The following is a 21379-nucleotide window of genomic DNA, read 5'->3' as shown; positions in this document are numbered from 1 at the left end:
TGGTCTGCATCAACGAAAAAGGAGAGAAAGAACGCATCGTGATGATTCACGCTGCTATTATGGGTTCTATCGAACGTTTTATGAGTGTACTCATCGAACACTACGCTGGAGCATTTCCACTCTGGCTGGCACCGGTCCAAGTCGTCGTTCTCCCTATCGGAGAAAGTCATCAGTCTTATGCAAAGACAGTGACTGACGCTCTCAAAGAAAAAAATATTCGTGTTGAACTCGATCTCGATAATGAGTCTCTCGGAAAACGTGTCAGAAATGCCAAAATGCAAAAAATCCCCTACCTCATCATCATTGGAGACAAAGAAGTAGAGGCCAACACTCTCACTCTCGAACACCGTGTCGACGGATCGCTCGGGGCCAAGACCCTCGATGAATGTCTCACTCTTTTCGAACAAATCATCACTGAAAAAAGATAGTTGCACAAAAAATGTCTCCGTGTTATACAGAGACTAACGGAAAATAATCCGCCTGAGTCGTATGAAAACGAACAAGCGGATTTTTCTGTTAGAGGGGTTTCAGAAACACTGGGACCATTTGTTTTTTTACAATAGGAGAAAAGAAAATGTCAGAGACATTGCATACAGAAACGGCGTGGGCGACAGGAGGAAGGGCATATGATCCAACGGAGCATTGTTGTCCAGGTGTCGATACCGTGCTTATCAAAAAAGAAGAAGGAAGGATAGCGACAGCTCACGCCAAACTGACTGAGCGATTGTTTCATCGATCAGTGCCCATATCGAGCGATCTTACCTCCAAAAAACAAGCGCTCAAAGAACAAGCGCTCGATACGCTCTGTCATCCAGACATCTGTCGTTGTGCAGGCGGGAAACTCCACTGCCACCTGAACATACACGGTGGCACTAGAGCCCTCATCACCCGCAAGCCAGTGCATTATTGCTCGCATTGTCTCGAGCATTAATACGCTCTATCACTAAAAGTCCCAATCCTCATCGAGGTTGGGCTTTTTTCTTTTTATACTCTTTCTTCCCATCACACGTGAACACTGACTACGATCCACATGTTTCATAGCAAAAGAACAGATACTTCATTGTCTGGTTAGAGAGCTTTCGAAGCAAAATGTCTCTTTTCATGAAAACGTGTTGAACGGCTTCTATTATACTCACGAAAATGTTTTTCATAGAGATATTTGATTGCCTCTGTCATCACAAAATATCCCAAGACCAAGAATCCTACAATAATAAGCATCTGCTTTGTCGGATAAGAGAAGAGAAATATTGTCTGCCCCAAAAAAGAAAATGGCAAAAAGAAAGCAACCGCAAGTATCGCCAAAGAAAGTTCTGTGAGTAGAACTGGTATTTTTTTCGATCGGAAGAACGGTCGACGTGTACGGAAAGAAAAAATGAGAACGACCTCAGTCGTAATGCTGAGGAGAAACCATGCTGTCTGCAATATTGCTGGGTCCATATGGGAAAATTTTCCGAAGAGCATCAAATCAAAGAGGGAGCTAATTACACCAAACAACATCGCCATCCAAACAACAGAATGCATCTGATAGCTTTTTGGTTTTTCTAATTCTTCTGCATCAACGGTATCGGTTGCAATAGCAATCATCGGGAAATCTGAGAGGAGATCGAGGAGGAGAATCTGTACAGGAAGGAGCGGTATGAAAGGAAGAAAAAGAGAAGCAATAGCAACAGAATAAAAATTACCAAAGTTTGATGTCAAAGTAATTTTGAGGTATTTCAGAATGTTAGCGAAAATAGAACGTCCCTCCTTGATTCCATCGATGACTGTTTCGAGACTCTTCTGCAACAAGATGACATCGGCCGATCCGCGAGCAACATCAGAAGCTCCTGCTACGACAAGTCCGACATCCGACATCTGGAGTGCTGGGGCATCATTGATTCCCTCTCCCAAGAAACCGACTTCGTATTTTTCTTGAAGTATTTTTATAATCTCATATTTTTCTCTTGGAGAAATGCGAGCAAAAACAGCATGGGAGAGAATGGCTCGTTTCTTCTCTCCGTATCCCATGACACTGAGTTCTTTGCCGGTAATCACATCTTCCTGCTTCCGAAGCAATCCGACAGCGTATCCGACTGCACCAGCTACTTCTTTACTATCTCCAGTCAGTATTTTTACTTGCACATTCAATTTCCTCGCATTTTCCAGAGTATCCTTGGCCGTCTCTTTGAGAGGATCGACAAAAGAAATGAGGCCAATAAACTCGAGTTGTTGTTCTTCGTACAGAGTATATTTTTGCTTGAGAGAAAATGGACGTCTCGCAACAGCCAAGACACGTTCTCCTTTTTCTCCTCTTTCTTTGATCCATTGAAGAGCATTTTGCACAGCAAAGGAATTGACATTCTGAGAAAGACGAAGAATCTCTTCAGGAGCACCACGAACGATAATTTCCTCTTTACCTGGAACGATTTCTACCAAAACGCTGTTTCGTCTTCTGTCTGGATCAAAGGGAATGATATCAATACGTCGAGTCGTTTGCGCGACAGTGCGCTCTTCAAGAGAGAGGCTCTCCCAGAGAGCCTTATCAAAAGCATCATGAAGATCTTTCTTCTGAGAAGGAGTAACGAGAGATGCAAGAGAAGAAAGTAAGAGACAACGACGTTTATCTTTTGCATGGATTTCACTAACGGAGAGGATGTTTTGTGTCAGTGTTCCTGTTTTATCTGTGCAGAGGATTTCGATACTTCCGAGATCTTCGATAGCTGAAAGACGCTTGATAATCACTTTCTTCTGAGCGAGTTTCAGTGCTCCACGAGACAATGCGACAGTCACAATAGCTGGTAAAGCTTCCGGAATCACTGATACAGCGAGTACAAGAGAAAAAATAAGCAATTCTGGAATGTTGATACCATCACCTTTGATAAAAATATTGGCGAAAAATATCAGTACGAGTGTTACCAAAACAAATTGAATAATAAAACGACTGAAATGTGCGATACTTTTTTCGAATCCTGTTTCACGCTTTCTCTCCTTTACCAAAAGAGCAATGTCTCCGAGAGCTGTTTTCTCACCTGTCGCAAATACGATACCTTCTCCCTGCCCCGCTGTGACGACTGTACCAGCAAAACCAATATTTTTTGCTTCAAACATCTCTGTTGGTGGTGTCGAAAGGCGAGCACTCTGCTTCCGAACAGCAATGGATTCTCCCGTCATCACACTCTCATCGAGTATAAGTCCGGAGCATGTTATGAAACGTATATCAGCTGAAAGTCTGTCTCCTGCCTCGATAAGGACAACGTCGCCTGGAACAACATCTTCACTTTCTACAACAAGTATTCGTCCATTCCGTCTCACACGAGTGTGTACGACGAGATATTTCTTGAGCAATCGTGATGCATGTTCGCCGTGATATTCCTGGAACATTTCCAGTCCGATATTGATAAAAATAAAAAGAAAAATAAGCCCTGCTTCTATGAAATCACCGAGAAAAAACGATAGTCCTGCTGCTCCCAAAAGTAAATAAAGAAATGAGGAATGAAGACGTCGTTTGAGTATACCAGAAAAAGAATTTGATTTTTCTGGAATAGTATTCTTTCCACAGAGAAAGACACGCTCTTCTGCGACATCCGAAGAAAGCCCTGTTTGATCGCTCTTTTGTTCGATAAAGACTTGTGTGATATCCTGTGTGGCCACCTTCTTCCATTCCATAATTTTTCTTTTGCTTTTTTATATTTGTGCGAGACGTCGAGAGAGTTCGAGCACTGCTTCGAAGTCATCTTGTTCAGCGCTTCTATTTTTCTTTTGATATCCACATGTAACACAGCGATGGACAAGAAGATATCCTTTACCCGCCTGTGTGATTGATACTGGTTCCATGAGTCCCTGACACTCTGCCAGACGATCTCCTGGAGCGATATCAACATGCTTACTCCAAAGACATCTCGGGCAATGATTCGTATACCCATCTCCACTCACAGAAAAACCACACTGTTCACAGAGAAAATCTTCTTTGCGACGCTGAAATTTCTTTTCTTGTGATACTATCATACTGAAAAATGAAGCGATATCTCTTACATATTTCTATTATATCAAACAATCTCTCGCAAAGCGAAAAATATACTCTCTTTATTTTTTTCCAGAAAGGATACGATTGATAGCATCTTCATCCTGACAAGAGTATTTGTTACTTGCTGAATAGAAGCGTTTTTTCGGACCCTCGCAACCGCCGTTATCTTTATAGAGTGTCGCTAGAACCGGCATGAGAAATCCCATGTTTCTACTCGTAAATGATGCGTGAAGCTTCTTTAGTGTTGTTTCACGCTCTTTCTTACTCATTCGCGTGAAGACACTCATATCATCACCGAGTTTTCCGCTCCAATCGAGATGAACAAACACATTATTGGCATTTTGAGAAAACTGAGGATGCCACAAAAGTGCCCAGCACCAGTCTCCTGGCTTCTGCCACCAACGAGAGAAACATGGACCATTTTCGACACTTCCATCACCTTTGACTCCGACGCCCCCTTCGATAAAATCAAAGTTTCGCAAATACTCTGGATCAGCAATATCATTGGTCTGTGCACCGATCACTATCTGCATACCACGAAATCCAGCATACTCACGCATATCATGGATCACTGTCGGCATGACACTTTCTTTCAGATCTCCTGCATCCTGATAGAATACTTGTCCAAAAAGAAAACTCTGTATTCCCATATCCATTGCCTGTTCAGTAATATACTGCAGATACTTTCGATATTCCTCTGTTTCAAGTGATGGCTTGCAGGTATGTTCTCCCCAATAATTTTTACTCCCTTTTCGACACATCTCACCAAAATTGAAATAACGATTTTCTCTCGAGTAGAAATAATTTGCTTTTGTATCGATAGCTTCTGCAATAAACATTCCATAGACCGTATTCGGTTTGGTCACTTTGGATTGTATTTTTCGTGCCAATTTGAAATCCGGTGGTCGAAGCCACGTCTCGAGGGCTCGATGGAGATAGTAACACTGTGATCGGTTGATAAGAGCGATAGAACTGTTTACATCTCCCCCATATCCTGAGAGAAATCCGTCAGCCACACAGCCCTGTTTCTTCATGCGATTCATCAGTGGAGGTGGTGGAGGAGGAAGAACTACCATCTCCTCCGTATTTTCTGGTTGAGGGAGGACATCAGAAGATTCGATCATCGGTTGCTCATCAACCCAGTCTGAGAGCTGTGGCACTGACACTTCTTCCTGGGTCAAAGATTCTAATTGCTTTTCTTTTTCTGGAAAAGGAGAAAAAATATAGAGACCGCTTCCTACAAGAAGCACGAGAAAAGCAGAGAAGAAAATCTGTTTCTTCCGAGAATGTTTTCTCTCTTCTAAAGGATAAAAAGGGATCATACGTTTTATTTCATAAGGTACCCTCTATTATACACCTCATTAGAAGAAAAATATACCGTCTCGCATATCTTCTCTTATGCTACAAAAAAGAAGGTTTGTACAAACCTTCTTTTTTTCTTCTCTGTATCACAAAATGTTTTATTCACTGCTTGGGAGAGATATGCCACGACGACTATGGTGACGATGAGCGACTCTGACGCGAGCCATTTCTTTCTCGATCAGTGCTGTTGTACGAGCGTATTCTTCTCCACCCATTTCGAGATGTTCTTTCTTCAACTCCTCAGCTCGTTTACGGGCTTCCTCAGCTCTCGTTAGATCGATTTCTTCCGCATGCTCTGCAGTGTCTGCAAGAATCACCATTTCATCATTATGAAACTCGACAAAGCCACTCGAAACAGCAAGACTCGATTCTTCACCACCGAGTGTTTTTCGAAACATGATTTCCCCTGCTCTGATAGTACCGATATATGGGATGTGTTCTGGAAGAATCGTGACTTCACCGCCCTCGATAGGCAGTGTCGCTTGATAGATTTCCTCCTCCACAACAATTCGTTCAGGAGTGATGATTTTGAATTTGATCATAAGTATAAAGATAAAGGATAAATGATGAGTGATGAGTGATTAAAAAAGAAGTACTTTCTTAGTCAGTTCTCTATCACTTATCCGACATCATGCATCTTGCATCACTATTCTGCCTTCTTACGTCCTTCGGCAATCACTTCTTCGATAGAACCCTTCATATAAAATGCCTGCTCAGCAATATCATCGAGCTCACCTGAGAGAATACGTTCAAACCCAGCAATAGTCTCTTCCAATTTCACATATTTTCCAGGAGCGCCCGTAAACTGTTCTGCGACGAAAAATGGTTGCGAAAGATATTTCTGCACTTTTCGAGCACGAGTCACAGTCTGCTTGTCCTCATCAGAGAGTTCTTCCATACCGAGAATGGCAATGATATCTTGCAAATCTTTATAACGCTGAAGAATCTTTTGGACATTTCGAGCAACAGCATAGTGCCGTTCACCGATGATTTGCGGATCGAGAATGGTTGAGTTGGAATCGAGAGGATCAACAGCAGGATAGATACCGAGCTCTGAGAGTGCACGCGACAACACAACTGTTGAATCAAGGTGGGCAAACGTCGTCGCTGGAGCTGGGTCAGTCAAGTCATCGGCTGGTACATATACTGCCTGTACCGAAGTGATAGATCCTTTCTTGGTAGAAGTAATACGCTCTTGCAGTCCACCCATTTCTTCAGCAAGTGTCGGCTGATATCCTACCGCGCTCGGGATACGTCCGAGGAGAGCAGATACTTCGGAGCCAGCCTGCGTAAAACGGAAAATATTATCGATAAAGAAAAGTACATCTTTCCCTTCGTCATCACGAAATGATTCGGCCATCGTGAGCGCTGTAAGAGCGACACGTTGACGAGATCCTGGAGGTTCATTCATCTGTCCGAATACGAGGGCTGTTTTTTCGAGCACTCCTGATTCTTTCATTTCATGGTAGAGGTCATTACCTTCGCGCGTACGTTCACCAACACCAGCGAACACTGAATATCCACCGTGTTCTTGCGCAATATTGCGAATGAGTTCCTGAATCACCACTGTCTTTCCTACACCAGCACCACCGAACAATCCGACTTTTCCACCCTTCATAAAAGGACAAATGAGATCGATAGATTTGATACCGGTTTCGAACACTTCGGCTTTGGTCGCCTGTTCATCAAAAGCTGGTGCACTACGATGGATTGAACGTCTTGTTTCTACTATGACCTCTTCTTTCCCATCGATGACATTTCCGAGAACATTGAACATTCTTCCTAAAACAGCTTTTCCCACAGGGACAGAAATAGGAGCGCCGGTTGCCACTACTTCCATACCACGAGCGACGCCGTCAGTCGTTCCCATAGCAACGGCACGCACACGATTTCCACCCAAGTGCTGATGCACTTCAACAATGAGTTTCTCTCCGACAACACTCACTTCGAGAGCATCAAGAATTTTCGGCAAAGTACTCTCACCTGGAAATTCGACGTCGACGACCGGGCCAATGACTTGAATAATTTTTCCTGTATTCATATTATGTAGAATTACAAACCTTAAATTACGTCTCACAAATTTTCTCAGCGATTATCGAAATTTTATTACTCAATACAATTCCGGTAATCGCTTCGAAACACTTCTCATTAATGTGTCACTGCTGCCATACCAGCAGAAAGTTCCGCAATCTCTTGCGTGATTTTCCCCTGACGAATCTGATTGTATGCGAGCGTCAGATCAGAAACCATGTCTTTGGCAGCGTCTGTCGCGTTGCGCATCGCCATCATTCGAGCCGACTCCTGTGAAGCATTGGATTCGAGAATAGCGTGATAGAGTTCCATTTCGATTAAACGAGGAATCATTTGCCACAACACTTTTTTTGGTGATGGTTCGATGACATATTCTGATGACAACTCCTGATTTTTTCCTTGTTTCAGAGCAATCTCATCGGTATTCATTTCATCGAGTGCTTTCTTGGTATCTTTGATAGCTACAGGGAGGAGTCCACGCGTTTTCACCTCTTGTGTCATAACGGAGATATAGTCTGTGTACACCATAACGACACGGTCAACACGCTTGGATTCAAATTCTGCAATGATCATCTTGGCAATAGCCCGCGTTCCATCAATGGTTGGTAGCCCAATAATATCAGGAAATGAGGCGATAATTTCTTTGTCCAAACGATGCACAAACGATTCTCCTTTTTTTCCAATAGTGATGAATGATTGTTCACGGTTCTCATCTTCTTTGAGAATACGACGCAAATGTTTCGTCACCTGTGCATTGAAAGCGCCACAGAGGCCACGGTTACTCGTAATCACCACATACAATGCTTTTTTTATAGGGCGATTTTCAAAAAGTGGATGCGTATCATCCTTAGTAGCGACACTCAATTGACTTAAGAGCTCGATAGCGCTCTTGGCATACGGACGAATAGCGACGACAGACTGCACTGCTTTGCGCATTTTGACAGCAGAAATCATCTCCATGGCTCGGGTGATTTTTCCTGTGCCTTTCACACCTTTGATTCGTCGTCTGATGTCTCTTGCTGAAGCCATAAGTTAAATAATTTCTAAGTATCAACTTGTCTGCCGACAGGCAGGTTTCTCATTTCTAAACACCGTCTGCCGATCGGGCAGGAATTTCCAATGACTAAATTTCAAAATTTTCAAATTGATAAATTATATCATTGTTTGAAAATTGAAAATTGTGAATTGAAAATTAAACAGCAAAACCTTTCTTGAATTCTTCAATGTGTTTCTTGAGCAACGCTTCTACTTCCGGAGTGAGAGCCTTTTCTTTGAGAATAGCATCCAATACTTCTTTACCTTCATTATCGAGATACGACACAAACTCATGTTCGAAACGATTCACCGCTTCGATAGCCACATCATCGATATGTCCACGAGTGAGTACGTAGAGTACGGCCACTTCTTTCTCTACAGGGAGTGGTGCATATTGAGGCTGTTTCAGCATTTCGACAGCACGTCGTCCGCGTTCGATGAGTGAGCGTGTCTTTTCATCAAGATCGGATCCAAACTGTGCAAATGCTTCGAGTTCACGGAATTGTGCGAGATCGAGACGAAGTGTTCCTGCAACTTGTTTCATCGCTTTGATCTGTGCGGACGAACCCACACGTGATACAGAGAGACCGACGTTCAGTGCCGGGCGAATACCTTTGTAGAACAAATCTGTTTCGAGATAAATCTGACCATCAGTGATAGAAATCACGTTCGTTGGAATATAAGCAGACACATCCCCTGCTTGTGTTTCGATGATAGGGAGTGCGGTGATAGAACCGCCACCATTTTCTTTGTTGAGTTTCGCGCTGCGTTCGAGCAGACGAGAATGAACATAGAATACATCTCCAGGATAGGCTTCGCGTCCCGGTGGACGACGGAGAATGAGAGAAATTTGTCGATAAGCGACAGCGTGCTTGGAAAGATCATCATAAATCACGAGCACATCTTTGCCCTGATCCATAAAGTATTCTCCGAGAGCACACCCGGCATATGGAGCAATAAATGAGAGTGCAGCAGGATCAGAAGCACCCGCAACAACGACGGTCGTATATTCCATTGCGCCACTTTTTTCGAGTTCCGCGACAATACGAGCGATCTTGGACTCTTTCTGACCGATAGCAACATAGATACAGATGATGTCCTGACCTTTCTGGTTAATAATAGTATCGATAGCAATAGCCGTCTTTCCTGTCTGACGATCACCGATGATGAGTTCACGTTGACCACGTCCGATCGGAATAAGAGCATCGATTGCCTTGATACCAGTTTGGACTGGCTGATGAACAGACTGACGAGTGATGACGCCCGGAGCGATTTTTTCTACTGGATAAAATGCATCAGCCTTGATCGCTCCCTTGCCATCAATAGGAAGTCCGAGAGGAGAGAGAACACGTCCGATAATACTCTCACCGACTGGCACAGAAAGAATTTTTCCTGTACTTTTCACCGTCATTCCTTCACGAAGATCTTCTATTTCTCCCAAAAGCATAATACCAGCTTCTCCTTCTTCAAGATTGAGAGCCACGCCGACAGTACCGTTTTCGAACTCAACCATTTCAGATGCCATGACATTACTCAGTCCTGCGACACGAGCTACACCATCGCCTACCTCGAGAACAGTTCCGATCGCCTCTGCTTTCGGTTCATGATGAAAATCTGCGATGCTTTTCTTTAATTCTTCAATAAGAGGATTACTCATATATTTTCTTCTTTACACTTTTAGGAGGGATTTTTTCAAATTATCTACTTGTGCTCTGAGAGTAGCATCATAGAGGACTTCATCGGTACGAAAAGTCGCTCCACCAATCATCTCTGTATCTCTTTCGTATGATAACAGGACTTTTTTATCTGGAAAAATACTGCTCGCGTGGAGAAAAAGCTTTTCTTTTGTTTCATCATCTGGAATATGAGCGAGCACAACAGTCACATGTATTTTTCCTTCTTTCTCATCATTTATTTTCTCGACGTATTTGATGATAGCATCTTTTTTCTTCCAATCACCACGACGTTTCAAAAGACGAAAAAAATTCTTTGCAATGAGAGCCACAGTTTCTTGTGGAGCACCGGATGAGAGTTCTTCTAAACTCATCGCATATTGTGAAATTGTTGGACGCATATTTCTTAAATTTCTAAGTTTTAATTTCTCATTTCTAAACAATTTCCAATGACTTAATTTCGAAATTTTTTAAATTGAAAAATTGAATCATTGTTTGAAAATTGTGAATTGAAAATTGAAAATTCTTTATTTCCCCATTTCTCTTATCAGTTCTTGATCTCTCGCCCCAGTCACTTTTTCTTTGAGAATTTTCTCGACAGACAGCGCCACTACTTCGGCTATTTCTTGTTTGGCTTCGAGAAGAATCTTTTGTTTTTCCTCTTCTATCTTCATTCGTGCGTCTTCGAGGAAACGCTTGGTTTTTTCTTCTGTTTCTTTGAGACGTTCTGCATCACGTTTTTTCGCGTTTGTTTCTGCTGTCTCTATGAGAGAACGAGCTTCACTGCGAGCTTCATTCAACACTTGTTTCTCTTTTTCTTCCATTGAAACGAGTTTTGCCTGAGCAGCCTCTGCATCTTGTAATCCCTTGTCGATACGAGCCGTCCGACTTTCCAAGAAATCAAGCATTGGTTTGTATGCATAGCGACGAAGAACAAAAAAGAGTATACCAAAATTGATCACCTGAGCGATGAGCAATTTCCAATCGACGCCGAGTTTTGCAAAAACATCCATAAACAGTCAGCAGTTAACAGTCAACAATAAACGAGAGTCTGTTTACTGTTTTTTTGTTAACTGGTTATTGATAATTATGCGAAAAGAATCATGAGAGCGATAACAAGGGCGTAGATAGCCACAGCTTCTGTCACGGCGATAGCAAGAATCATCGTTGTTTGGATTTTTCCTTGTGCTTCTGGATTACGTCCGATCGCTTCAAGTGCTTTTGATGCCAGTAAACCAAGACCAATACCAGGGCCCAGGGCTCCGAGACCCATAGCGATTGCTGCACCGATAAGCTTTGCTGATTCGACTTCCATACATTTATACTTAAAAATGAATTAACATTAAACTATTTTACCGCTTTTTCTCACTTCTGTCCACTTTTCCAATGAACAATAAGCAATCAACAATTAACACAATTCTTATAAACCACTCTCTTTTTCGTGTTTTTTGTTACCTGTTTACTGTTAATTGTCTAATGTTCTGCCGGAATGGTAGCCATTTTGAGGAATACGAGGGTGAGCATAGAAAAAACAATTGCTTGAATAAATCCGACGAATATTTCGAGAAACATAAACGGCAACGGCAAGAAAAACGGTACAAGATGAAGCATAACCGTCAAAAGAACTTCTCCGGCGAATACGTTTCCGAACAAACGAAAAGTGAAGGAAATGGTCTTACCTACTTCACTCACGAGTTCGAGGACACCAACGAGCGTACCGATACCATACGGTTTGTGGAATGGACTGACGAAAAATTTCTTTCCGTATCGGACGATACCTAGAGCAGCAATACCCGTAAACTGAACCGTAAGAACAGTAATGAGTGACAATGCAAGTGTAAAGTTCAGATCAGCGGAGGTGCTCCGGAGAAAGGGAATGATTGTCGAATGTCCATCATTGATATGAGAAAGTCCTACGGTTCCGAGACCAGGCAAAAGACCCACCCAATTGGCAAGTAAAACAAAAAGAAAAATAGTGGCAATAAGAGGGAAAAATTGTCTTGCTTGTTTCTTGTCTTGAGTAACACTTTCGATGAGATCGAGCAACGCCTCAAAAATAATTTCAAGAATATTCTGAATACCTCGTGGTACGAGCGTTTTCTTCCTCACTACGAGTTGTGTCACAGAGACGAGGAAGATGCTTACCAAAACGCCAATCAAAAAAGCATTGGTCACTGGAAAGGTGCCAATACTGAAAAGTTTTTCTGCTGCGATCGATATTTCCATAAAAAAAGCGCTTTGACAAAAACAAAAGCACTCCTATTGTACCAGCCAAAACAATATACGTCAACAAAAATCTATATAGAAAATATCTGCTGTATATTCTTCATGATTGATTGTTTGAGTAAAGATTGATCAATATTCTTGAGAGAAGCTATTTTCTCGAGGACAGACATGACATACGCTGGCTCATTACGTTCCCCTCTCTTTTCCTGTGGCGCGAGGAACGGGCAATCGGTCTCGGCAAAGATCCGATCAATTGGTATCATTTTTACCGTTTCTGTCAGATCATCCCTGCCCGAATCGCTACGCTTCGCTTGCGAATCGTAGCGGGCGGGTTTCGTCCCAATGAGAGCTTTCTTCACTGGATACGTGATATTCCCTGTAAAAGAAAAAGAAACATGAGGAAGTGTCAGAAATTTCTCGGTAACTAGAGTATCCCCCATATAACAGTGCAGGATACAGGATAATTGATGAGTGATAATCGATGTATGATTTTTGAGAATATCGAACATATCTTCATAGGCATCCCCGCCCGAATCGCTACGTTTTGCTTGCGAATCGTTGCAGACGGGACTACTCCCGGCAGAGGAACGACAATGAATAATCAGAGGGAGACCGAGTTCTTCTGCGAGTGCCATCTGCATGACGAATCCTTCTTTCTGGAGAGACTTTTCTTCTTCGGTTATTTCTTCTCTGCTCCCGTGTTTGTAGTAATCCAATCCACACTCCCCGATTGCTATGACTTTTTTGTGCTTCGCTATTATCCGTAATTCTTCCTTGAGAGATTCCAACGTTTTTCCTTGTAATACTTGAGACAATTCATTCGGATGGATACCGACACTCGCAAAGATTTCTCCATATTTCTCTGACAATGTGACACACTGTCTGCTCTCTTCGAGCGTACACCCGATAACAAACATTTTTTCCACACCAGCATCGTGAGCACGAGCTATCACCTCGTCTCGATCTGCATCGTAGCTCTCCCAATAAAGATGTGTGTGAATATCAATCATAATAGTAGGTGTATCGAGTATACTGTATCACGTATAAAGAAAACGTATTATTTGGGAGGAGTTTGGGAAAAAATATTTCTTTTGAGACCGCTGGAAGATGAGCGGGCACGGTTTCTGACGGAGGAGGAAGAGTGAGTCTTTCACAGAATGAGTGACTCGCAGGGTCACGAGTGGGTCTCAAAAGGAATTTTTTTCTAAACTCTTCGCCTTACAGAAGAATTATTTTTTCTATGAGCTTCACATTTCCTCTTATTTTATTCTTTCAAACAGTGGTACCGTCTTGCGCTCTTGCAGAGCAATCTGTATTTTCTCCGCCGTCTCAGGAAGAAATGGTGTGAGAGAAAAAGCGATGTCACCAATATCGACGAGGAGTTTCCCGATAACAGTATCGAACTGCTTTTGATCAGTCTTGGCCAGTTCCCATGGTTTTGTCTCATCGATATATCGGTTGGCGATTGCCACATTTTTCCAGAGAGACTGAAGTGCTTCGGACAGTCTATATTCATCCAAGAGATTCTTGACTTCATCTGACAACACTCGGTCGCTCGTCACTGGTACGACATATTCCGGAGAAAGTTTTTCCGAGAGCTTGAGCACGCGAGAGACGAGATTCCCGAGACCATTGGCGAGGTCGGCATTATATTTCTCAGTCATTTTTTCCCATGAGAGATCTCCGTCCTTGTTGTATGGCAGAGCAGTCAGAAGGAGGTAGCGTGTGCCATCGATACCGAATTTTTCTACGAGCTCATCAGGATGAATGACGTTTCCGAGTGACTTCGAGAGTTTCTGCCCGTTGATGGTCAGATATTCATGTGCATAGATAGTGGTCGGAAGAGGGAGATTTGCAGAAAGGAGCATCGCTGGCCAGTAGATGGCATGAAAACGGAGAATACCTTTGCCGATGATATGGACTCGTTCACTCTCATTTGCCCAATACGTATGATAGAGCGTGCCATCCTCTGCATAATCGAGTGCCGTGATGTAGTTCGAGAGAGCATCTACCCACACGTACATAATCTGTGTAGCATCGCTTGGCACTGGCACTCCCCAATTCTTGGCACGTGCGACAGACCGAGAGATGGAGAAATCCTCGAGACCCATCTTGATAAACGACACTACTTCATTCTTTCGATAGTCAGGATAGATTTTGAGTGTGTCATTTTCTATAAGCGTGAGGAGCTTGTCTTGATAATTCGAAAGTTTGAAAAACCAATTTTCTTCTTCCACTGCTTCTGGTTCCTTCAGATGATCCGGACATTTACCATCGACGAGATCTTTTTCCGTCTTGAATTCTTCACAACCGACACAGTAGAGTCCACTATATTTTTTCTTATAGATATCTTCTCTATTGAAAGCGCTCCACATCTTTTGTGCGCCTGCAAAATGTTTCTTGTTCGTCGTACGGATGAATTGATCGAAAGAGAGATTAAGTGATTGGGACAGGTTCTGAAACGCTTGTGCATACTGATCGACGAGCGCTTCTGTCGGGACACCTGCTTTCTCGGCGGCCTGCACGTTCTTCAAACTATTCTCATCCGATCCTGTGAGGAAATAGGTGTCGTCACCGAGGAGACGATGATAACGTGCCACGACATCAGTGATGACTTTCTCAGTCGCGTGTCCAGCGTGCGGATCAGCGTTCACATAGTCGATAGCAGTAGTGATGAAAAATGGCTTATTCATAATTCTTTTTGATAATTATTCTTGACAATATCGATACTATGGTGTATAATGTATAGTAAACGATTTCGTTCTTTTCCACAATCCAAACCAAAGGAGCTCAAATGAAGAGTAAAGTTTTTTTCCGCCAACTGACCACGGGAGAGACTACAGTTCCTCTCAGCGAAATAGTGTTCGCTGGTAGCATACTGGTAATCATCCCAATGGTTATCTTTTCCTGCAATTCCATTTCTTGCGTACATGGCGGACCCTGCGGTTTCGCCAGCTACAGCTGGGGAGAAAACCTCCTTTCCTTAGCTCAAAGCCAGTCTATCACAGATTGGTTCTGGCGTATCTTCACGCCAATCCTCCTCGGCTAAAGAATAGCCGCCAAACTAACCGAAAGCCTGTTTGCACATCGTGCGATCAGGCTTTTTTTATTGTAATCTATATGGGTTATTTTTCATATCAGCATCAGTTAATTTAGCGCCGGTTTCGATATCTAATACTTCCTCAGGAGACAAGAGATGTCGAACGGCATTAATTTGTCGCATAGCAGCACCTCTCTTTTCTACCTCGCCAATATGTTGCTTATAGATACCAGGGAGATCAACCATATCTTCTGGCTTCATATCTTTCGTTGCCACTTCGAATGTTTTTTCCTGGAAATTTACATGGTGTATGAGACGCGTACGATTATCGGGAGTGAGAATAAAAATTGGAACATTTCTTTTCATCATTGATTGTAAATTCTCCCACCAACGGTCGTAATGACTTCCATTTCCGTTTTGAACACTCGTCGTTTCTGAAAGCGGTGGCATACTCTCTCCCCACTTTATATACACGCCAGCCACCTCCGGTTTTTCTACAACCAATTCATTATAACTTGCTTTGTGAGGACTTATTATTGCTTCATCAATAGATTCTAGACTTCGAGAGTTCTTACTAACAGATCTTTCTCTGAGACCGTATGCACTGGTACCCATATCTCGAGGCTCTCCACCAAGCACTTTTCCACCACTTAAGAAAACACCCCAACTTCCCTTTCCGAACGTTTTATCTGCTGAATTTCCTTCACGCAGAGTTGATACTGATATTGTTGGATCAAGCCCGAGCACAATATCGAGCTGATCTGCTGATAAAAGATTCTTTGTGTCTATCGCACGGTTGTTCTCTGATGGTTTCCAGTCAGCATCAACCAAATCATGTATAAAAAAGCAACTATACTTCTTGGAAATATTCTCAACGCTTCGCGCCTGCTCTTCTTGTTCTCTTTTTGCGAGTTGCTCTTGTGCATTCATCTCCATCATCGCTTTCTCCTCAGCCTTCAAAGCTGTGAGATTTTGGTCTTTCGCAATGATATAATCATACGCTACAATCAATTCATCTGTCCGCTTTTTGTCTTCTTCTGCGCTATTTTTCATTCTCTCTACCATCTGTAATGTCTTTTCTAAAGCACGTATTGTCTTGAACTCTATCAAGCGTCCAATCCAACTATCTTTCTTCTGAGCAATTTCTCCTTGAAGAGACTGAATTTCTTTTCCCTTTGCTTCAAGAAATTCAAGTGTACTTTGTTGCTCTAATGTTGTAGACCGTTTTTCATTACGAGCCTCATTTTCCATCGTAGTGAATCCTTCACGTTCTGACCATACTTTTACACGATCAGCCTCGAATTCCTTAAGAACTTCTATTTTCTTCTCTTCATCATCTGCAACACCATTGTCAGATACTTCTGAAAGAGCATTCGTTTCTGATGCTATTGGAATATTTTTCTGTATTCTATCTTCAAAACCCATAATTCTTCGATCACATATTTAATACGCAATAATCACAAACTCTCCTTTGATTTTTTCTGGATGCAAAGTGAAATAGTTCACCACTTCACCAACAGTTCCTCTCACCGTTTCCTCAAATATCTTCGTGAGTTCTCGTCCAAGTACTATTTTTGTTTCTGGAGAGAATTCCGCAAGGAGCGTGAGGTTTTTCATCAAACGGTGTGGTGATTCATAATATACCACAGGAAATGCACTCGATACTACTGATTTGAAAAATGTCTCGCGTCCTTTCTTGTGGGGAGGAAATCCAAGGAAGAGGAATTCACGCATATCAATACCTGCCACTGAGACAATAGCTCCGAGCGCCGATGCTCCCGGAAGAGGAATAACAGAAATTTGCGCCAGGACAGCAAAAGCAACGAGTCTATTTCCTGGATCAGAAAGCCCTGGTGTTCCTGCATCGGACACGAAAGCGAAGTTCTCCCCTTTTTGTAATCGTTCAACAATCTGAACAAGTTTTTTTTCGTCTGTATGTTCATGACATGATATAGTCGGCTTCTTGATTTCATAACGCTTGAGAAGATTGCCAGTGACGCGTGTATCTTCACAGAGCACGGCGTCCACTGATTTCAGTGTTTCGAGTGCACGAAGAGTGATATCAGAGAGATTACCAATCGGTGTCGCTACTATATAAAGTGTCCCTGGATTTTCCATATTTTTTTCAAAACACTAATTACTTAATTCTTATTTTTATGTTTTGTATTTTGTGTTTCGTCTTTTGTTTAGTCTTTGTGTTCTGGGTTTTGTGTTTTTAGGATTGTTTCCTCACTAAGACATCCTCGATGAATACCGAGAGTACCATCGTCACTGGGACAGAGAGAATAATACCGAGAGGTCCCGCGAGCTCTGCTCCGATCAGTATGGCGATGATGAGTACAACGGGGTTCAGTCCTGCAGAATGTTTCATCACCTGCGGAGCGATGATATGCGCTTCGATCTGATGGGCGATGATATAAAACACGAGAGCGGATATCCCCAGAACTGGAGAAACAAGCAATCCGACCAATATCGCAGGAATTGCGGCAAACACTGGACCAATGTACGGAAGTATTTCCATCACTCCTCCGAAGAAAGCAATCGCCAGAGCATACGGCATTCCGAGTGCCGTCAATCCAATGTAGTACATCACAAACGCGATCACCATAAGGAGCATCTGTCCGAACAACCATTGATTCACCTTGCTCTGCATACGTGAAACAATAGACAATGCTTGAGCATGATATGCTTTCGGTGTCAGCAGGAGGAAAAATTTTTCGATACCTTTTTCTTCGAGAGAAAGATAGAGTGAGAGGAAGAAAAATCCGATGAAATGAATGAAGTTCTGGAAAATACTGACGGTCAGAGAAAAAACATTGGCTACTGATCCAGTGATACTCGAAGCGGTATCTTGTAAAAATTGTTCTTTCTCAAAATCAATACCGAGCGTACTGAAATATGTCTGTACACTCGACATAAATACATCCAAACGAATCGAATATTCTGGCCAACTTTCGAGAAATGTTTTTGCTTCAGAAAAAAACAATGGTACAAAAAGAGAGATCAAAATGAATCCACCGAAGAAAACCACTGCATACGAAATGATCACTGAGGCAGAACGCGATAATTTCCATTTCTGTAATCGGAGAATGACGGGAGAAAGAGCAACTGATGTTAGTACAGCGAACAGTACGAGAAACACAACACTTCGAATAAGATACAAAAAATACAGGACAGCACAAGCAAGAGCAAGCCTGAGAGCAATTTTAGTTCCTATAGTGATGCGTTCATCAGTCATACTTTTTTTTAGAAAGTCACCAATTTTGAGAGCTCTTCTTTGTGCGCATGCGGTCCGATAACTACCAGGTTCAGTTTCTTATTCTGAAAAATATCTTTCGCGACACGAAGCACATCTTTGGCTGTCACCTTATCAATACTTTTTCTTTTTTCTTCGATGGTGGTTATTTTCCCGTAAATCGTTTCTTGTGTCACAACATATTCCACCACATCATCTGATCCTTCGAATCCCATCGCCATCTTGCCTTTGATATATTCTTTGGCTTTACGGAGTTCATCGTCGTCAACCATCTCAAGTGTCATCCGCTTGTATTCATCGAGAATAACTTCGACAGTCTTTTCGAGATTTTTGTGTTCGACACCACACTGCGTGGCGAGATATCCTGCATCGTGATAGCTCTCCCCTGATGTATGCACGTTATAGGCGAGCCCCCTTCGTTCACGCACCGCCACGAATAATCGGCTCGACATCCCTCCTCCGAGGATAGTTGCCATCACCGACAGAACATAGCGGTCCTTGTGTTCCATCGCATACGTACGGACACCGAGGAGTATATGTGTCTGATCAGTTTTCTTGTGTTGCAGAAAAATACTCGGGGCAGTTTGTTTTTCAACGATTTTTTTGAACACTGGTTTTGCTCCGGTGCGGATATTTTTGAAACGCTTGAGGATTTCTTTCTTCATCTGTACTTCATCCATTTTTCCTGCCACACCAATAGTGACATTGCCTGCGACATAGCCACGGTTCAGATACTTGATGAAATCTTTCCGTTGAAACGTACTGATATTTTCTTTTGTCCCGATAATTTCCCACCCGAGAGGATGATCACCGTAGAGATGCGCTTCCCAGACATCCCCGATATGACGCATCGGCATGTCTTCATACATATTGAGCTCTTGCGTGATTGGCCCGCGTTCACGATCTATTTCCTCCTGATCCAATTTCGCATGAAGAAAAATATCTGATACGACATCGAGAGCTGTCTCCCAATGACGAGATTCCACTTTGGCATAATACGCCGTACGATCTTTGCCCGTATAGGCATTGTATTCGGCACCGACAGCATCGAGCTCTTTCGTGATATCCGTGGTGGTCGGACGTTTTTCTGTACCTTTGAAAAACATATGCTCGAGAAAATGTGCGAGACCGTTTTCTTTGCGTGTCTCATACCGTGATCCGACACCGGTCATCACCATCACGGTCACCGTCTCAGTCTCGTGCATCGGCGCCAGTACAATCCGCAGCCCATTCTTTAACGTGTGTTTCTTGAATTTCATATCTGTTCTTCATTATTTTTGAAATAATCGCTCAATGTCTCTATATTTACGCGTGTTTGCTCCATCGTATCACGATCACGAACAGTGACAGTGTCTTTGAGATCGGGATTTTCACCAAGTCCGATGGTATCAAAATCAACAGTTACGCAGTATGGTGTACCGATTTCATCCTGACGACGATACCGTTTGCCGACATTCCCATTGTCATCGAATTCGACACGGAAATTTTTCTTGAGTGTGGTGAATATCTCTCGAGCCTTTTCCACGAGTTCTGGTCTATTTTTCATCAGTGGGAAAACCGCTACTTGTACTGGTGCGAGTTTCTTCGGGAATTTGAGGACGACACGAGCATCTCCTTCACCAACGGATTCTTCCGTATAGGCTTCGGTCATCACTGCGAGAAATGTCCGATCGAGACCGACGGATGTTTCGACGATCCATGGAGTATATTTCTCATTTGTTTGCGGATCACGATAGGAGAGATCGACACCAGAGAATTTCGAATGTTGTGTGAGATCATAATCACTGCGATTGTGAATACCTTCGAGCTCCTTGAACCCGAATGGGAAATTGTATTCGATATCCCATGCTGCCTTGGCATAGAAGACGAGATTTTCGTGCTGGTGCCAACGGAGATTTTCTTTTTTGATACCGAGATCGAGATAGTATTGGAAACGTTTAGCGCGCCACTCTTCGTATGCCTCACTTGCCTCTTCTGGATGGACAAAATACTGCATCTCCATTTGTTCGAATTCACGCTTGCGGAAGATGAATTGACGAGCAGTAATTTCGTTTCGGAATGCCTTGCCGATTTGAGCGATACCGAACGGGACTTTCACACGACTCGAATCGAGGACATTTTTGAAATTCACATAAATCCCCTGACAAGTTTCTCCCCGCAAGTACGTCGGCCCGCCCGCATCGTTACGCGAGGACGTGTCCGAAGCGTTTCGGGCAGGCTCTTTGGTCCAACTGTCTGTAAAATTCCCCAAGTTTGACTTCACGAGCAGATTGAAACCTTTGGCTTCAGTAAAATTTTTCTTTCCACATTTCGGACATACTACCTTGTCTTTGCTTTCAGAAAAAAGTGTGTTGATTTCTTCTTCGGTCATTTTCTCATCAGCGAACACTCCGATTTCTTCCAAAAGATGATCGACACGCACGCGAGAATGACAATCTCGACACTCTGCGAGAGGGTCTGAGAATCCTCCGACATGTCCTGATGCTTCCCATACTTTTGGTGCCATAAATATCGCACTGTCGAGTCCGACAATATTCTCATGATCACGCACCATCGCTGTCCACCAGGCCTCGCGGATATTTTTGGCAAGTTCTACGCCATACGGACCAAAATCATACACCGCCGCAAATCCACCATAGATCTCCGAGGAAGGAAAGATAAATCCACGTCGCTTGCACAAAGAGACAATTTTTTCCAATACATCATTTTTTTCTTCTGCCATAGAAATAACGTTATAATAACTGAAAATATCT

At 42.8% G+C, this 21379-nt stretch carries 20 protein-coding genes; 2 read left to right on the top strand and 18 right to left on the bottom strand.

Going from position 1 to position 21379, the window contains the following annotated elements:
* Both PHH40_04590 and PHH40_04585 read left to right on the top strand, forming a co-directional pair.
* Positions 1 to 428: His/Gly/Thr/Pro-type tRNA ligase C-terminal domain-containing protein (locus PHH40_04590; GenBank protein ID MDD2767002.1), on the top strand; the 428-nt coding region annotated here is incomplete at its 5' end.
* A gap of 146 nt (positions 429 to 574) precedes the next feature.
* The gene (locus tag PHH40_04585) at positions 575 to 931 is read left to right on the top strand and encodes a hypothetical protein (protein ID MDD2767001.1); all 357 of its coding nucleotides are present in this window, start codon (positions 575 to 577) and stop codon (positions 929 to 931) included.
* Between the two features lie 137 nt (positions 932 to 1068).
* On the opposite strand, the gene PHH40_04580 is transcribed toward PHH40_04585, so the two are convergent.
* From PHH40_04580 to PHH40_04495, 18 genes are all read right to left on the bottom strand, one after another.
* A complete protein-coding gene (locus PHH40_04580; GenBank protein ID MDD2767000.1) occupies positions 1069 to 3645 on the bottom strand; it encodes an HAD-IC family P-type ATPase in 2577 nt (858 codons plus the stop codon).
* Positions 3646 to 3663: 18 nt separating this feature from the next.
* Positions 3664 to 3984, bottom strand: a complete 321-nt coding sequence (locus PHH40_04575; protein ID MDD2766999.1) for an RNHCP domain-containing protein — start codon at positions 3982 to 3984, stop codon at positions 3664 to 3666.
* Between the two features lie 78 nt (positions 3985 to 4062).
* Positions 4063 to 5325, bottom strand: a complete 1263-nt coding sequence (locus PHH40_04570) for a hypothetical protein (GenBank protein ID MDD2766998.1) — start codon at positions 5323 to 5325, stop codon at positions 4063 to 4065.
* A 138-nt stretch (positions 5326 to 5463) separates the two neighbouring features.
* Positions 5464 to 5907 (bottom strand): ATP synthase F1 subunit epsilon, encoded by a 444-nt coding sequence (gene atpC / locus PHH40_04565; GenBank protein MDD2766997.1) that lies wholly within the window; start codon positions 5905 to 5907, stop codon positions 5464 to 5466.
* A gap of 104 nt (positions 5908 to 6011) precedes the next feature.
* Positions 6012 to 7406 carry a F0F1 ATP synthase subunit beta gene (gene atpD, locus PHH40_04560; protein MDD2766996.1) on the bottom strand — a complete coding sequence of 465 codons (1395 nt, stop codon included), beginning with the start codon at positions 7404 to 7406 and terminating at the stop codon, positions 6012 to 6014.
* Between the two features lie 107 nt (positions 7407 to 7513).
* Positions 7514 to 8425, bottom strand: coding sequence for an ATP synthase F1 subunit gamma (gene atpG / locus PHH40_04555; GenBank protein ID MDD2766995.1), 912 nt, complete (start codon positions 8423 to 8425; stop codon positions 7514 to 7516).
* Positions 8426 to 8588: 163 nt separating this feature from the next.
* Positions 8589 to 10088, bottom strand: coding sequence for a F0F1 ATP synthase subunit alpha (atpA, locus tag PHH40_04550; protein MDD2766994.1), 1500 nt, complete (start codon positions 10086 to 10088; stop codon positions 8589 to 8591).
* 12 nt (positions 10089 to 10100) lie between these two features.
* On the bottom strand, positions 10101 to 10505 hold the full coding sequence (locus PHH40_04545) for a F0F1 ATP synthase subunit delta (protein ID MDD2766993.1): 405 nt from the start codon (positions 10503 to 10505) through the stop codon (positions 10101 to 10103).
* Positions 10506 to 10631: 126 nt separating this feature from the next.
* Positions 10632 to 11117, bottom strand: a complete 486-nt coding sequence (gene atpF, locus PHH40_04540) for a F0F1 ATP synthase subunit B (GenBank protein MDD2766992.1) — start codon at positions 11115 to 11117, stop codon at positions 10632 to 10634.
* 74 nt (positions 11118 to 11191) lie between these two features.
* On the bottom strand, positions 11192 to 11419 hold the full coding sequence (gene atpE, locus PHH40_04535; protein MDD2766991.1) for an ATP synthase F0 subunit C: 228 nt from the start codon (positions 11417 to 11419) through the stop codon (positions 11192 to 11194).
* Between the two features lie 158 nt (positions 11420 to 11577).
* Positions 11578 to 12330 (bottom strand): F0F1 ATP synthase subunit A, encoded by a 753-nt coding sequence (atpB, locus tag PHH40_04530; protein ID MDD2766990.1) that lies wholly within the window; start codon positions 12328 to 12330, stop codon positions 11578 to 11580.
* A 71-nt stretch (positions 12331 to 12401) separates the two neighbouring features.
* Entirely contained in the window at positions 12402 to 13340 is a 939-nt protein-coding gene (locus PHH40_04525) for a TatD family hydrolase (GenBank protein MDD2766989.1), read from the bottom strand.
* A gap of 249 nt (positions 13341 to 13589) precedes the next feature.
* Entirely contained in the window at positions 13590 to 15023 is a 1434-nt protein-coding gene (gene metG, locus PHH40_04520; GenBank protein ID MDD2766988.1) for a methionine--tRNA ligase, read from the bottom strand.
* Positions 15024 to 15436: 413 nt separating this feature from the next.
* Complete coding sequence (locus tag PHH40_04515) at positions 15437 to 16795, bottom strand: hypothetical protein (protein ID MDD2766987.1); 1359 nt, start codon at positions 16793 to 16795, stop codon at positions 15437 to 15439.
* Positions 16796 to 16813: 18 nt separating this feature from the next.
* Complete coding sequence (gene rsmI, locus PHH40_04510) at positions 16814 to 17488, bottom strand: 16S rRNA (cytidine(1402)-2'-O)-methyltransferase (GenBank protein MDD2766986.1); 675 nt, start codon at positions 17486 to 17488, stop codon at positions 16814 to 16816.
* A gap of 97 nt (positions 17489 to 17585) precedes the next feature.
* On the bottom strand, positions 17586 to 18608 hold the full coding sequence (locus tag PHH40_04505; protein MDD2766985.1) for an AI-2E family transporter: 1023 nt from the start codon (positions 18606 to 18608) through the stop codon (positions 17586 to 17588).
* 8 nt (positions 18609 to 18616) lie between these two features.
* Positions 18617 to 19885 (bottom strand): pitrilysin family protein, encoded by a 1269-nt coding sequence (locus tag PHH40_04500; protein ID MDD2766984.1) that lies wholly within the window; start codon positions 19883 to 19885, stop codon positions 18617 to 18619.
* Positions 19882 to 21348, bottom strand: coding sequence for a glycine--tRNA ligase (locus PHH40_04495; protein MDD2766983.1), 1467 nt, complete (start codon positions 21346 to 21348; stop codon positions 19882 to 19884). The genes PHH40_04500 and PHH40_04495 overlap by 4 nt, the downstream gene beginning before the upstream one ends.
* Positions 21349 to 21379: the final 31 nt, after the last annotated feature.

This window comes from Candidatus Moraniibacteriota bacterium (genome assembly GCA_028688415.1).
GTDB lineage: Bacteria > Patescibacteriota > Minisyncoccia > Moranbacterales > UBA1568 > UBA1568.
The sequence above is the reverse complement of the archived record's forward strand: the minus strand, read 5'-3'. Positions and strand labels throughout refer to the sequence as shown.